This window comes from Vibrio sp. 1-Bac 57 (assembly GCF_037546855.1).
Lineage (GTDB): Bacteria > Pseudomonadota > Gammaproteobacteria > Enterobacterales > Psychromonadaceae > Psychromonas.
Genome location: NZ_JALAAC010000038.1, coordinates 1 through 14,574 on the forward strand (window position 1 = coordinate 1; position 14,574 = coordinate 14,574).

Sequence of the window (14,574 nt, forward strand, 5' to 3'; positions counted from 1 at the left end):
GACTTTATTATAAAAGATGAAGGTAAGTGGCGATTAATTTCAATTAAAGAAAATAACAAAAACTATAATCACGCGCTTGAATTAGCAGTGCAGGTTATTGACAATAAAACACCCGATAAATACATAGCAACGCACTCACTGATTAACGAATTTGATGATAAAGAATTAGGTGTAGCAATGCATGGCTTACGCGCTAACTTTGTGGCGTTATTACAAGAACAATGGTGGAAGTTTTTATTTCTAGCTGCATTAACACTATTGTTATCGCTTACTAGTGCTTATTTTATCGCAGCGTCTATCAGCAAACCGATCAAACGCTTAGTTACTCAAGCAAAAGTGATTGCTAGTGGTGATTATCAGCAAAAAGTGTCGTTAAAAGATAAAAACGAAATAGGTCAACTTGCTGAAGAATTCAATCAAATGCAAGCGGCAGTATTATTACGAGAAGAAACGATCACCCATAGTGCAAATCATGATCCTCTCACCGACTTACCGAACCGTAACTTGCTTAATAAAACAATTAACCAACTGATTGCACAACAACAAAGCTTTCAAGTTTTTCATTTAAACCTGAGCCGTTTAAATGACGTAAACGATACATTAGGCCGTGATGTTGGTGATAAAGTGATCAAAGAACTTGCTGGTCGTTTACAGCGTTTATACCAAAAAACTAATTTAAAAGCGTTAGCTCATATAGGGGCGGACGAATTTGTTTTGTTGGCAGAAAACATGAATGTCGATGAAATTATTACGCAACTCAATGTTGAGCTGGAGCCTACATTTAACTATCAGGGTATTAGTTTACACTTTCAAGTTCGAGTTGGTATTGCAGTTTATCCAGATCATGCGACTGACGCGAAGTCATTATTACAAATGGCTGTTATGGCACTTCACAGTGCAAAAAAACAAAGTAAATTAGTACAAATATATCACCCAGATCTTGATATCAATACAGTTGAACGTTTAAATTTAATCAATGATTTAAAGCAAGCGATTCCAGCAGGGGAGTTAGCGTTACATTTTCAACCTAAAATGTGTTTAAAAACCAGAAAGGTAACCCATGCCGAAGCCTTAGTTCGCTGGGAACACCCTACTTTAGGTATGATCCCACCCGATAATTTCATCTATATTGCAGAGCAAACAGGTCAAATTAAAGCCCTAACCCGTTGGGTGTTTGTTACTGCATTAGCGCAGTACAATGCTTGGAAAATACAAGGCATAGATTTAAATATAGCCATCAATATTTCAGCTGAAAATTTAAAAGAAAGTGACTTCCATCAGTTTATTTATCAAAGCATGATAGCTGCGAATGTCCCAGCTAAAAAAATTACGCTTGAGGTGACGGAAAGCTCAGTGGTAGAAGATCCTGAAGCAGCGATTAAAGTCTTAGCTGAGTTTAAAGATTATGGAATGAAAATATCTATTGATGATTACGGAACTGGCTATTCCTCATTAGCACAATTAAAGCAATTACCCGTACATGAATTAAAAATAGATAAATCATTTATCCAAAATATTGAAAATGATGAAGACGATCAAATCATAGTACGCTCGACTATCGAACTTGCCCACAATATGGGATTGCATGTAGTAGCTGAAGGCATAGAAGATGAGTTTGCATTAAATTGGTTATCAGATAATGGCTGTGAATTAGCACAGGGTTATTACATCAGCAGGCCTAAACCAGCAATCGACTTAACACCCTGGTTATTAACTCACTTAAACATTAAAGAAATTAAGGGAAGTACGTGATTAATACGGGTATTAAGTCTTTACATCTATTATTGCTTGTTGCTTGCCTTCCTATGCAGGTCGTTATTGCTGCGGAATATAATGCTCATGGCATTTTAGACTTTAGAGTTAACCACATTAACTCCTCCGGTCAAGGCTATCTAACGGGTGGGCAAGGTAAATTAGGGCTAGGTGATGGAGTACATTTTTCAGCTGCACAAATAGGCGCAGATTTATCTGTATCATGGGATAATGGCCTAAGTGCTCATGGCGTCTTTAATGCTTATCCGGAAGCTTCTAATGATGGAGAAAAATCCGTCTTAGGATTGACTGAGATCTACTTAAAATTCCGCTCTATACCCAATAGTGCCGGTTATCGCCTACAAACTAAAGCTGGTCTTTTTTACCCTGAAATCTCACTTGAAAATAATGCCTATGCGTGGGCAAGTAAAGATACCTTAGACTCCTCTACATTAAATACCTGGATTGGAGAAGAAATTCGAGTAGTCGGCACAGAAATAAAAGTAACGCGGTTAGGTCGAATAAATAATGATAAATATGACCTATCATTTTCAGCAACAGCCTTTGTCAATAACGATCCAGCAGGGGCTTTATTAGCTTGGCATGGTTGGGCAATAAGTAACAGGCAAACTCTTTGGAATGAACAACGTACATTCCCGTGGTTTCCAGCTCGTGAAGATGGAAAAAACCTAGCAGGACAAGCGCATAAATCAGATCCTTTTTTAGAGCTTGATAATCGTGTTGGATACCATACACGAGGCGAGTGGAAACTAAGAGGGAAAGGCTCAATATCAGCAGGTTATTATGATAATAGGGCCATCCCCTATAAAGTAGTCGATGGTCAGTATGGGTGGCGAACACGTTTTTATCACTTAGGAGCACGCTGGCGTTTGAGTGATAATTTATCCTTAACCGCACAGTACTTGTCTGGCGATACCTTGATGAAAAGTCAAGCAAAAGAAGATGTGGTTAATAATGACTATGCCAGTGGTTTTGTTGCTTTACATTATAATTGGCACGCTTTAGTCGCCAATAAAAAGCATAAAAGTACACTCAGAGTTGAGGACTTCTCAGTGACTGATAATGATAAAACAGAGGGTGACGATAACAACGAAGATGGCCAAGCATTAACATTTAATCATAGTTACCGATTGAGTAAGCAGTGGTTTTTATCCGCAGAATTCACTGTGATTGACAGCCACCGGCCAGCGCGCTCTTATAGTGGACAACCTGTCGATTTAGTAGAAACACAATGGCAATTTGCAACCCGTTATTTTTTATAAGTTTTGATTCGCGAAAGCATGGTAGCTAATTAATCCATTTCAATTTACAAACTAAGTCGAACAACGTGGCTGCAAAATCACCACCGTAAAGTTTTCCTAAGCTAAATCGACATTTTAGCAATCGCAAACAGGACGTTTGCGATAATGTCAGAATGGCCACGGACGGCCATCCTGACATGGTGCGTTTAAAATGACGCTTTAGATTGGAGCAGAAAACGACTCGGTGTCAGTCTCTTTGCCGCCTTTCTCTTCTGATAAGAGAAAGACGTGTCGCCGATAGGGCGAAATCCCAGTTAATAAATATCAAACAGACTAGCCGAGCGCAGACGAGCCAAAATCTTAAACAAACACATCAAAGAAATGAATTCCTATGGAGAAGAACACCGCAACTGGAACGAGGATAATCTGAGTTTTAGCTACTTGAACAATGCGGACACAATTTATTCGAAAAAGTGGGTCAACTAATTAATCAATTTTAGTCTGCAAATTAAGTCGAACAACGTGGCTGCAACATCGCCACCGTTGAGTTTTCCCAAGTCATCCACTCCTTTTAGCAAAGCCAAACAGGACGTTTGGCTTAAGCTCATTCAGCACATGGATGTGCTGTATGAGCTGATGCGTTAAAAAGGAATTGATTACTTGGATAAGAAAACGATCCGGTGTCAGTCTCTTTGCCGCCTTTCTCTTCTGATAAGAGAAAGACGTGTCGCCGACAGGGCGAAAATACTGGTATTAATAATCAAGCTGCCCCGACGAGCATAGACGAGCCACATAACTCAAAGCATTTATTGCTCGCCTTTGATTTTTAATAAAAAAGGATCTCCAATATTGAGTTCAATACAGCCATCACAAAACCATCACTCACTTTGGACGAACAACCCCAGCGTAAAGTTTTCCCAAGCTAAACTGACATTTTAGCAATCGCAAACAGGACGTTTGCAATAATCTCAGAATGACCACGGACGGCCATCCTGACATGGTGCGTTTAAAATGACAGTTTAGATTGGATAAGAAAGCGCCTCGCTGTCAGTCTCTTTGCCGCCTTTCTCTTCTGATAAGAGAAAGACGAGTCACCGATAGGGCGAAACCGCCGCTAGTAATAATCAAACCGACCCAACGAGCGCAGACGAGCTATAACTCAAGCATTTATTGCTCGCCTTTCGTTTTAAATCAAAAAGGATCTCCAATATTGAGTTCAATACAGCCATCACAAAACCATCACTCACTGTGGACGAACAACCCTAGCGTAAAGTTTTCCCAAGCTAAACTGACATTTTAGCAATCGCAAACAGGACGTTTGCGATAATGTCAGAATGGCCATGGACGGCCATGGACGGCCATCCTGACATGGTGCGTTTAAAATGACAGTTTAGATTGGATAAGAAAACGCCTCGCTGTCAGTTTCTTTGCCGACTTTCTCCTCTGATAAAAGAAAGACGTGTCGCCGATAGGGCGAAATCAATGCTAATAATGATAAAACTGATCAGACGAGCGCAGACGAGTTATGAATCAAAGCAAATCCCAAACCCATCCCCCCATTTTCTGCTGAACTTCAAAACCAGCTTATACTAAATTGACTAAACCAATAAAGTCAGCACAATTAAATAACTAGGTTAAGCCTCAATGCGACAATCAAAAAGGTAATAAGCATGAAAACTAAACCACACACATTCACTGAAAAATTAAGACTAAATATTGTGCGTCATAAAATACAAAACATGTGCGAAAAAAAACGACAAAAAGAACAAAGTGACCCCAATGGATACGATGTTCAAGCCTCCTGTATTGCCATTGCTGATTACGAAAATATTGCATTACAAATTGAGGCCAGAACTGCCGAAGCATTTTTAAACGTTTTAGCTGAAAAAACACAATATGCCCAACAATATTGCGCTTTTCCTGGTGAATTTAATGGAGGTAAAGCCACCTATGGTAGCTTACAAAGCGATCTCCAATATTGGTATGAGCATAAGCTGATCCATTACTCATTGTTAGAATTATTGATGATTGTCGCTTACCAACGCTTGGTCAATAGCAATAAAAAATAACAGGTACTCATGACTTCTATCAATATACAAGACTGCAATTAAAATCTAATAACACCCATAAACTACTATTAACACGCAATAACTAACACTAACACTTAATAACAGTTAAGACTGAACGCCCATGAACCTTTAACGTAAAGACAGGTTCATAGGCTAAATGGTTAGCATTTTAATAGCGATAAATGACGGCAAATACACAATAGCTAACCAGTCAATAACGAGAGCTAACCACCTCATTTAACAATAGAAAATAGCGCGAACAATCATCTATGATGCCTTATAAAAAGGGTAGTCAGTATAGCCTTTATCTGTTCCACCATACAACGACGCGGCATCAACAGGGTTATAAGACCAGTTGTTTTTAATACGCTCAGGAAGGTCTGGGTTCGCTATAAATGGGCGACCAAAACCAAATATATCCCCTTTATTTTCACTCAGCATGTTTAACGCTTTCTCAATTGTGTATTTACCAGCGTACATAATAGCGCCCGTAAAATGCTTTCTCGCATCTTGATAAAATGTTTCAGGTAAATCTGGCGCATTATCCCAATCTGCTTCTGCGAGCGATAAATAAGCAATGCCGATGTCATTGAGTATCTTAATCGCTTCAATATAAGTGGTATGCGGATCGCTCTCTACTAAGCCAAGATAAACACGTTCTTCTGCAGTACTTTCAAATAGCGGAGCAAAGCGAACGCCTACTTTATCTGCGCCCATGACCTCTGTGACGGCATTTGTGACCTCTTTTAAAAAACGCAAACGATTCTCTAAACTGCCACCGTATTTATCGGTTCTATTATTGGTATGCTCAGAGATGAATTGATTTACTAAATAACCATTGGCGCAATGTAGCTCAACCCCATCAAATCCTGCTTCTTTTGCATTAATGGCAGCTTGCTTGTACATACCCACTAAGGCTTCAACTTCAGTGGTGGATAAAGCACGAGGTTGGCTTGGGTCTGCCAAAGCGCCAACACCTGGTGCCGTTTCAATGAAGACTTTAACGGTATCCGATTTCATATCTGAAGGAGCAACGGGTGCCGATTGATTAGGTTGTAAAGTGGAATGCGACACTCTACCTACATGCCAAAGCTGACAAAAGATAATACCGTTGTTTTGATGTACCGCTTGAGTGACTTTTTTCCACCCTGCTATTTGTTGTTCGCTGTGAATGCCCGGTGTCCACGCATACCCTTGGCCTCTTGGCTCAATTTGCGTTCCTTCGGTCACCATAAAACCAGCACCACTGCGTTGTGAATAATACTCAACCATTAAATCATTTGGAATATTACCCGGTTGTGAGCTTCTTGAGCGTGTTAAAGGAGGCAAAGCAATACGGTTTTTTAAGGTGTAGGCACCTAAAGGTACTTCGCTAAAAAGAGGTGAAACTGTCATAAAGAACTCCGAAAAGAGAGAGATAAAAACGAATAAAAGTGAAAAATAATCGCGTCGGTTAAGCTAATTTCTGACGGCCATTACTGATTTTTATTCAAAAAAATAAAGCAAAAAGAAGCGGGCTATTCAAATAGCACAATACTTCTTACTTCGATACTGATCCGCTTAGGCGCGGTTTGGTCATAATTTGGCAGGGTAAAAGCAGAGTGAGGAACACCCTTAACGATTGCCTGTTGATCGCTATCGAACACCTTAAAATTAAGTTGCTCTTGCGCGGTCATATTGGGATAAAAATACCATTGGTGGTGATTATTGAAGCTAAATGCTTCTATTTCGCCGACTCTATCGGGATAAGTGACCTTCATGGTATGGACATCTTTTGTTGAAAAAGTACGCACATCGGCAAAAGCTAATGGGCTATCAACTACTTGTTCAACTAAAGGTATCCAAGTGTTTATAAATTGATAACGGCTAAAGTCATGCTCTGCAAGTCCTTGCTTTTCAAGTTCAAGGTGTAGCCGTTGTTGGGCTGATTGCGCAGTGTAATCATTATGAACGGTTTTAACTGGAGAGCGTTTTTCTGTTTGCTGGACATTATCTTCAACTGAACGAATAGTATGGTCAAAAACAATGCCTTTTAAAGCTCCGGTGATGCTCAGCAAATGGTCAGTTACCTGCGGGTATAATTGAGTAACGAGACACGCTTGGTCAAAATAGTCATCAATCGTATAAGCATTGCTATGTAGTGTAAAACCGTGCTCTTGTATGCTTGGTGCAGGTACTAAGCGACGCGCATCTACAATTGCTAAACTATGTGTATCAATCTTGTTCGCTAATGTTTCAGGGCTTTTATCCGATGCAGTGACATTAAAAGTATGGTCGCTATCGGCATACACGTAATTAATCTTTCCCTGCACAGAAACGGTGTTGTTAGATGGTGTATGTACTGACATTGTGCACTCCTGTTTAATACTCATATTGCTTTAACCACCGCGCATTTGGCGCTTCAAAACTTCAATGAGGGTATGCTAAGCTGTAACAATTACAATTTAAAACAAGTAGTACTTGTTAGGAATACAAATTTGAGTGGTATCAATCGACTGGACATTAAACAATTACGCATTTTGCAGCTGTTATTACAACACCGAAATGTTTCAAAAGTGGCTCACTTAATGGGGTTAACGCAACAGGCTATTAGTGAACAATTAAAAAAACTCAGAAACACTTTTAATGATGAAATGTTTATTAGAACCAGTAATGGCGTTATCCCGACACAAGTCGCTGAAAATATGGAACACAAATTAAATCAAATATTATCTGATATCGACAACCTGATTGCGCCTGAAAATTTTAACCCATCGAGCTTAACGGGGACGTTAAAAATCAGCACCTCAGATTATGCATTAGTGACAGTGTTCCCAAGGATAATAAAAATAATAACCAACCAAGCGCCACAATTAAAAGTCGTGATCAGAGACTTCGAGTCAGATAACTTGCATCAATTAATGGTCACTGGTGAACTTGATCTCGTTATTACCTTCCCTGAATTTATTCCAGCTGATTATCCCAATATGTTGCTATTTAAAGAGCACCATGTGTGCGTAGCAGGGGCCAATTCTGCCCACAAAAATAAACAATACACATTGAAAGAGATCGCCTCCATGCCACAAGTGATTGTTTCACCGTCGAGAGCTAACCTAAAAGGTTCTCATGATGCGTGGTTTGAAAGTAAAGGGCTTAAGCGTAATGTGATCATGTCTGTCCCCAGTTTTTCGTCCGCACCGGATATTATTGAAGCCGCAAATGCCATTGGTTTTTTACCTTCTCGGTTATTACCACACCCTAAAGTCGTCGCACTGAATATTACGGAGCAGCCACCTAGTTTTAATGTTATTGCCGCTTGGCATGCTCGCTCGGAGAATAACCCACTGCATAAATGGTTATTAAGTCTATTAAAAGAGAATTTTTGCCAATGAGTGACTAGCATTAAAACCACTTTATCAGCTCGTTTAATGAGTATGCCGAAGCGTACTTTCACTTTTTAAGGGGCATAAACAAAGTGCAGTCTCAGTATTATGTAACGCAAGACAATAACAAACGTGTGTTGTGAGTTAATTTAAACTATCATTAAAGAGGTAGTTTAATCAGTAAGGAAATAACTGACAATGCATAATAAAATCGCCAAAATATTAGAACAATTAAATGCCGTTTTATTAGGTAAAGAGCAGCAAACTAAATTAGCTTTAGTCTGTTTACTTGCCGATGGCCACTTGCTCATTGAAGATTTACCGGGCATGGGCAAAACAACACTGGCTGGCGCGTTAGCTAAAACATTAGGGTTAGACTATCAACGCGTACAATTTACCAGTGACATGCTGCCCGCTGATATTTTAGGTGTGTCGATTTTTGACAAACAACGTCAACAGTTTAGTTTTCATCAAGGGCCTGTTTTTACACAAGTATTATTAGCCGATGAAATAAACCGAGCCAGCCCGAAAACACAAAGTGCATTGTTAGAGGCGATGGAAGAGCGCAAAGTATCCATTGATAAACACAGCTACTCATTAGGTCAGTCATTTTTTGTAATCGCCACACAAAACCCACAGGATCAAGCTGGAACGTTTCCGCTACCAGAGTCACAATTAGACCGCTTTATGATGCGCATCGAGTTAGGTTTCCCAAATAAAGATGCCGAATTAGCCATGCTTAAAGAGCAAACCGCAGCAACATCAATTAACGCGATCATCGATAGTCAGCAATTACAAACCATGCAAGCGGCGGTAAAAAAAGTACAAGCGAGTGATGCTTTACTCAACTATCTAATTCGCTTAGTAAATGAAAGCCGATATGCAGCCGAGTATGCTAATGCGCTGTCACCGCGTTGTTCAAAATCCTTATTAAATGCCGCGAAAGCCATGGCCTTTATCGAGCAACGAGATTACGTAGTGCCTGAAGATATACAAGCCGTTTTTGCATCGGTGACCGATCATCGATTAAACGGAGTGCACGGCGTCAAGCAAGGTAGCCAAGCATTAAGCCAAACCCTACTCAATAGTGTTGATCCGCTACAATCATGATCGTTCATAAGTTTAAGGCATTAAAAGCAAAATACTTTGAGCGATGGCTTAGCAAACGTATGCCGGCGGTGGAGCAAATTACCCTTAATCGCAGCAATACATTTATTTTTCCATCACGTTTTGGCGGCATGTTATTAGCGACTTGCTTAGTCATGTTTCTGATTGGCACCAACTATCAAAATAACTTAATTTTATTGCTCGTCTTCTTCCTATTAAGTTTTATGGTCACTTGCTTGTTATTCAGCTATCAAAACTTATCTGGCTTAAACCTAACTGCTGTTGCCAGCGACGATCAATTTACCGACCAAGCATCCATCTTTCGTTTACGCGTCAATGCTAAAAAAGGTGACGCACAACAAACACAGTATTTCTTTAAAAACAGCACCTCAAATATTAACAGCGTGGTCGACCAACAAAGTGTTCAACTCTTTGCCAAAAGCACACAACGCGGCTGGTTTAAACCGGGACGAGTAACAGTGCAATCTTATTATCCTTTTGGCCTATTTAAAGTATGGACTTATTTAGACTTTGGGTTTTCTTGTTTGCTCTATCCTGCACCCCTTGAGAATAAATTACAGAACATCACCTTAAGCGGAAAAGAGACCGACTTAGGCGGACATCAAAAGAAAGTTGGCTTTGATACGTTTAATCATTTAAAACCATTTCAACAGGGCGAATCCTTAAAGTCGATAGCTTGGAAACAAGTCGCACAAGGTAAAGGCTTTTTTACTAAACAGTTTGAGCAAGAAATAGGCGGCGATGTTTATCTATCGTTATCCGCTTTAAAAGGCGTCAGTCTAGAAGATAAACTAGCAATGCTCACTTACCAAGTGATCAACTACCAACAACAGGGCGTTCGTTATGGGCTAGACCTTGGGCAAGTAGTGATAAAAGTTGATACCGGTGCTAGCCATAAAACCACTTGCTTACGCGCCATTGCCCTATACGGACTAAACAATGCTTGAGTTCTTAACCCGCCAAAGCTTATCGCTTATCCTGTTAAGTTATGCCTTGATCATGGTGTTATTAACGGACCAATTACACAGTGTGATGATCATTTTTGGTCTCTTGTGTGCGTTATGGCGAGTGGCTGTTTTTACTGGGCGTGTCGCGTTATTAAACAAACTAATAACCAATATTTTTACCCTTATTTGCAGTGCTCTAGTAATTGCTTTGGTCTACCAACAGGGCATGCTAAGCATCCTAGTACACCTTGTTGTCTTAGGCTTTAGCTTAAAATTTCTTGAGCTTAAATCAGTGCGAGATGTGCACTTTTTTGTCAATACTGGGTTTGTTTTAGTCGCGCTGTTTCTGGTGTTTAATCAAAGTATGCTGATGGCAGGAATCGCCATGGTTAGTACACTTTTATTATTAACTATTCTGTTATCACTCCACGCCAAAGCCTTAGCAAGTTATCAACAGTTTAAGTTATTGAGCAAAGCGGTGTTACTTAGTATCCCCTTGGCCGTTGTGTTATTCGTCGTATTACCCAGACTCCCTTCAATGTGGAAAATGCCACTTCAAAACAAAGCAACCACAGGGTTAAGCGATAGCGTCAGCCCTGGTAGTATTGCTGAGTTAAGCCAATCTTCTGAACTTGCCTTTAGAGCCAGTTTTGATGGCAAAATACCCGCAGCTGCAACACGTTATTGGCGCGTCCTCACCTTAGATCATTTTGATGGCAAAACTTGGACCCAAAGCTCGCAGCTTAAGTACCAAGAACAACAGGTAAAAATAGGAAAAGGGCCGATATTTAATCGTGGCAGTTTACAATATCAGAGTAAAAATACTCGCGCGAGTACGCAGTCAGCAGCGACTAAAGAAAATAGCTACCAGATAATCATCGAGCCACATTACAAACATTATTTGCCAAGCTTAGATTTTGCAAAGGCAACAGCTGGGCGCGTTTTATTAAGTGACTATAGCCTGCGTACGCTAAAGCCAGTGTTCAAACGTCAAGCCTTTACCATCGATCAATTTAACCAAGTTGACCGCATATTTCAGTCACCACAATCTCTTAAACAGTTTCTGCAATTACCCAAAGGCGGCAACCCAAAAACAAAAGCTTGGATAGCAACACAACAAGCATCAGGGTTAGATAGCTACAGCATACTAGCGAAATTATTAGCAAAATTTAACCAAGAAAACTTTCGTTATACGCTACAGCCAGCCCTATTAGGCGAACAGCAAATTGATGACTTTCTGTTTACTTCACAGGCTGGGTTCTGCGTGCATTATGCCAGTACCTATTTGTATGTTGCCAGAGCATTAAATGTGCCTGCACGTATGGTCACGGGATATTTAGGCGGGGAATTGGACAGCGATAGCGAATTCTTAAGTGTGCGCCAGTACGATGCCCATGCATGGGTTGAAATATGGAAGAATCAACAATGGCAACGAGTTGATCCCACCGCTTATGTCGCACCTGAGCGAGTAGAGCAGGGCATAATGCAAGGGTTGGACGACCAAAGTGAGTTTTTATCGGGGCAATATTTATCAATACACCGCTGGCAAGCGAATCCGTTCCTTAATCAACTAAGAAGCGCCTTTGCCAAAGCCGATTACCTGTGGGCAGTGTGGGTAATAAATTATGATAATGAAAAGCAATTTAAATTATTACAAAACTTACTCAAAGGATTACCTTGGTTAAATCTCTCGATATTGATTTTGTTATTACTATTGTCAGCGGCCAGCATATTAATACTCTGGGTATTTAAACCATGGCAAACTGAAAAAGTACCTAGTGAAGATCGCCTATTTAACAAACTCTATCAAAAAAGCACACAACAGCACCTAATAAGAGAAAAGGGCCAAACCGTTGCCGACTATTGCCACGCACTCAGTCAATTAAAAGCAGAACCACAGACGTTAATTGACTTTGCCAAGCTGTATAACCAAATTAAATTCAAACCTAACTTATCCGCAACACAACGTAAAAGTTTGTTAGTAGAGTTGAGTGAATTGCAGAAAAAAATAAGTAAGCAGTTTTAAAAAATCTTCCTATTTGCATAGGAATTGAATTGAAATAAATACCAGCGAGAGTGCCTAAAAGAAAGTGATGTTAGTGCTTTGAGATTGTGATGTTGATATCTCGAGGCACTAACATTGATAGTTTAGAATAGTAGTACTGTCAGGTTATAGTTGAGTGCTCTACTAAGCATTATCGAAATATAACCTGCCAAAACCCGTGATCGTTCCTGTAAATAAATTCTATAATTTACACACTATATTTTAAAAGAACCTACATGTTTATCCAACGTCTGAGCTAGTGCAGTTAAACTGCGACTAGTGACTTCTAATGCTTGGCTAGCACTTGCACCTTCGACAATTGAGTTATTAACCGTATCCATATTTATATTGATTTCGTTTGAAACGCTTGACTGTTCTTCTGTTGCTGTTGCTACTTGAGTATTTAAATCTAATATAGCGATCACTTGATTCGATATTCTCACCAAAGCTTGCTGCGCTTCAGCAGTAGCTTTTGAACCTTCATTCGTTAAAGACTTGCTTATTCCCATCGCTTCTACAGCACTTTTAGCTTCATTTTGTAGCTGGTCAATCATCTTCTGTATTTCACCCGTTGACTTCGCCGTTTTAGTTGCTAGGTTTCTTACTTCATCTGCTACTACTGCAAAACCTCTTCCTGCTTCACCTGCTCGAGCTGCTTCGATTGCTGCATTTAAAGCAAGTAAATTAGTTTGTTCAGAAATTCCATTAATCACCTCAAGAATAGAACCTATAGATTGAGTTCTATCCGCTAAAGAAGTAATAACTTGAGAAGTATTGTTTATTTCTTCAGATAGATTGTGAATAGTGCCCGCAGCTTCCTTCAATATTTTATTACCTTCCTGAGTTTCTTTATTCACATCTTTAGCTGCGTCGGCTGCATCTGACGCATTTGATGAAATTTCATTGATAGTAGCGATCATTTCGTTCATTGAAGTCACGACTAATATCGATTGCTCACTTTGTTGTTCACCTCGAGACAGTGAACTTAATGCTTGATTCCTAACCTCTGTTGCAGAGTCCCCCAATTGCAAGCCAGTCTTAACAACTTGAGTAATGATTTCATTAATACTGCTAGCAAACGCGTTGAAAGCGATGGATATATTTGCAATTTCATCATTACCTTTAATAGGTAGCCTAACAGTAAGATCACCATCACCTTTAGATATATCTTCTAACGCAAGTTGTAACCCAGAAAGCGGTTTAAAAAGGCGATTCATTATCCAAATCAAGATGCAAATACAAATGATAAATATCCCTGAAATTGTAACTAACTGCGTCATTAATATATCAGCAGCTGCTTTGCTTACTTCTGTAATTGGGATACCGATATCTACCGTTCCATAAAGTGCACCGTTTACATATATAGGTGACATGATGTCATAAACCCATACTTTTTGTACGTCCGCATACCATTTTGAGTATTGAGAAATCCCTTGAGTTGCCCCTTTTACGGTATAGCTGTCATCATAAACTTTATTGAGCTTTTCTTTGTCACTATGAGCAATGGCTTTCACTTGTTTATTAATGACAATCGCATAGGAAATATCAGGTCGACTTTTAAGGGACGTCACTAAGCTTTGTAAATCAACTTCTGGTTGAGATGATTTTTCGAGAACATATTCAACATTTTTAACCAATAAAGAAGCTTGTTGTTGAGATTTTTTTAAAATAATTTTATCTATCTCTTGATTAGAGATATAAGACGTTGAAGCAATGCTAGTGATTGCTGCAATCACAAACATGGCAAAAACCACTATCAGTATTGTTTTTTTCATTGGGTTTATTCCTGATGTTATTAATTATTTTCAATTGGTGGTGGGATACATCAAAACTTTTTCATTCGACGCAAATTTTCTAATAAGTTACTAGAGTTTACTTAGTCTTATTTAATCATTTGCTTTTTAAATTGTTGTTTTGAAAGCCTTACCGTCCTATAGCTAGGAAGAGAGTAGTGCAAATTAAAAATAAGTATAGTAATAATAATTAAAAAGATTACTCATCCTATATGTT

General features: G+C 39.4%; 10 protein-coding genes. 7 read left to right on the forward strand and 3 right to left on the reverse strand.

The window, feature by feature from the left end:
* From MT391_RS17720 to MT391_RS17730, 3 genes are all read left to right on the forward strand, one after another.
* The coding region (locus MT391_RS17720; RefSeq protein ID WP_499499283.1) for a bifunctional diguanylate cyclase/phosphodiesterase at nucleotides 1-1,752 on the forward strand (1,752 nt) is incomplete at its 5' end.
* On the forward strand, nucleotides 1,749-3,035 hold the full coding sequence (locus MT391_RS17725) for a hypothetical protein (protein WP_499499285.1): 1,287 nt from the start codon (nucleotides 1,749-1,751) through the stop codon (nucleotides 3,033-3,035). The genes MT391_RS17720 and MT391_RS17725, both read left to right, overlap by 4 nt.
* 1,649 nt (nucleotides 3,036-4,684) lie before the next feature.
* Nucleotides 4,685-5,083: a hypothetical protein gene (locus MT391_RS17730; protein ID WP_499499287.1), complete on the forward strand. Its 399-nt coding sequence runs from the start codon at nucleotides 4,685-4,687 to the stop codon at nucleotides 5,081-5,083.
* Between the two features lie 267 nt (nucleotides 5,084-5,350).
* On the opposite strand, the gene MT391_RS17735 is transcribed toward MT391_RS17730, so the two are convergent.
* Together MT391_RS17735 and MT391_RS17740 are read right to left on the reverse strand one after the other, a co-directional pair.
* Nucleotides 5,351-6,478 (reverse strand): alkene reductase, encoded by a 1,128-nt coding sequence (locus MT391_RS17735; protein WP_499499288.1) that lies wholly within the window; start codon nucleotides 6,476-6,478, stop codon nucleotides 5,351-5,353.
* Between the two features lie 122 nt (nucleotides 6,479-6,600).
* Nucleotides 6,601-7,431 carry a CmcJ/NvfI family oxidoreductase gene (locus tag MT391_RS17740; protein ID WP_499499290.1) on the reverse strand — a complete coding sequence of 277 codons (831 nt, stop codon included), beginning with the start codon at nucleotides 7,429-7,431 and terminating at the stop codon, nucleotides 6,601-6,603.
* Nucleotides 7,432-7,560: 129 nt separating this feature from the next.
* Here MT391_RS17740 and MT391_RS17745 point away from each other — a divergent pair, with 129 nt between their 5' ends.
* From MT391_RS17745 to MT391_RS17760, 4 genes are all read left to right on the forward strand, one after another.
* On the forward strand, nucleotides 7,561-8,454 hold the full coding sequence (locus MT391_RS17745; RefSeq protein WP_499499292.1) for a LysR family transcriptional regulator: 894 nt from the start codon (nucleotides 7,561-7,563) through the stop codon (nucleotides 8,452-8,454).
* Nucleotides 8,455-8,643: 189 nt separating this feature from the next.
* The gene (locus MT391_RS17750) at nucleotides 8,644-9,555 is read left to right on the forward strand and encodes an AAA family ATPase (RefSeq protein WP_499499293.1); all 912 of its coding nucleotides are present in this window, start codon (nucleotides 8,644-8,646) and stop codon (nucleotides 9,553-9,555) included.
* Nucleotides 9,552-10,520, forward strand: coding sequence for a DUF58 domain-containing protein (locus MT391_RS17755; protein WP_499499295.1), 969 nt, complete (start codon nucleotides 9,552-9,554; stop codon nucleotides 10,518-10,520). Before MT391_RS17750 ends, MT391_RS17755 begins: the two co-directional genes overlap by 4 nt.
* The gene (locus MT391_RS17760) at nucleotides 10,513-12,546 is read left to right on the forward strand and encodes a transglutaminase TgpA family protein (RefSeq protein WP_499499297.1); all 2,034 of its coding nucleotides are present in this window, start codon (nucleotides 10,513-10,515) and stop codon (nucleotides 12,544-12,546) included. The genes MT391_RS17755 and MT391_RS17760 overlap by 8 nt, the downstream gene beginning before the upstream one ends.
* Before the next feature lie 233 nt (nucleotides 12,547-12,779).
* Here MT391_RS17760 and MT391_RS17765 read toward each other — a convergent pair whose 3' ends face one another.
* Nucleotides 12,780-14,339: a methyl-accepting chemotaxis protein gene (locus MT391_RS17765; protein WP_499499299.1), complete on the reverse strand. Its 1,560-nt coding sequence runs from the start codon at nucleotides 14,337-14,339 to the stop codon at nucleotides 12,780-12,782.
* Between the last annotated feature and the right edge of the window lie 235 nt (nucleotides 14,340-14,574).